The organism is Streptomyces sp. NRRL WC-3618, from assembly GCF_001280005.1.
Classification (GTDB): domain Bacteria; phylum Actinomycetota; class Actinomycetes; order Streptomycetales; family Streptomycetaceae; genus Streptomyces.
The window spans coordinates 1-322 of the sequence record NZ_LGDW01000343.1 but is presented as its reverse complement, the minus strand read 5'-3'; the positions used below and the strand labels follow the sequence as shown (position 1 = coordinate 322).

The window sequence follows — 322 nt, the reverse complement described above, 5'->3', positions numbered from 1 at the left end:
AGTTGTACTTCTCCATATGTCCTGGTCACAGGGCCCTTTCGGAGTTTAGTTTGTTGATGCTGCATCGTTTTGGTGGTGTTTCGTGACTCACTTGATCGGGGCGCGTGCGGTGGTGGGAGTGGCAGTGGGGGGGGGAGGGCCGGGTGGGGTGGGGGCCGGGGGGGCCATAGAGGAGTTGTCCCGGGCCGGAAAGAACGGGTGCGGCTTGGACAATGAGGAAGTCCGCCGTTACGGGGTCTGGTCCCGCCACATCACCCTGGCCATGCTCGCGCACGCCTTCCTGGCGGCGATGACGGCCCAGGCCCTCGAAAAGGGGGCCGCA

The 322-nt window shown here is 64.6% G+C and carries 1 pseudogene; it reads left to right on the top strand.

The features are described from left to right. Window positions 1-151: 151 nt before the first annotated feature. Window positions 152-322, top strand: a pseudogene (locus ADL01_RS46550) (IS701 family transposase); the annotation flags it as partial.